1 protein-coding gene is annotated in these 354 nt (G+C 70.9%); it reads left to right on the top strand.

What is annotated here, in order from left to right; all coding sequences use genetic code 11:
• On the top strand, nucleotides 1-354 hold a 354-nt coding region (locus tag C1I89_RS34820), incomplete at both ends, for a phage baseplate assembly protein (RefSeq protein ID WP_219929648.1).

Raw genomic sequence — 354 nt, 5'->3', positions numbered from 1 at the left:
AACATTCGCAAGGGCAGCGGCGTGTTCAGCGAGCGCGACCGCTTCAACGAGTACATCGTGGTCGGGCAGACTCCCGGCAGCGACACCTGGAGCGGCAGCCAGGCCGCCGGCCCCAAGAGCAAGGCATCCGACCCGCGCGTGCGCGCACCGCGCAAAACGCTGATCGTGTGCGACACGCCAGCCGATGCGGCCGACTGCAAGGCCCGCGCCGAGCTGGAGGCGCGTATGCGCTGGGCCAAGAGCCGGGGCGTCACCTACACGGTGGGCGGCTGGCGCCACGAGCAAGGCGTATGGCGTCCCGGCGACCTGGTGCTGGTGCAGGACGCCTACCTGGGCCTGGACGAGCGCCTGCTG

This window comes from Achromobacter pulmonis, from assembly GCF_002885955.2.
Lineage (GTDB): Bacteria > Pseudomonadota > Gammaproteobacteria > Burkholderiales > Burkholderiaceae_B > Achromobacter > Achromobacter pulmonis_A.
Note: the sequence above shows the minus strand (reverse complement) of the source record. Positions and strands in the feature narration are given on the sequence as shown.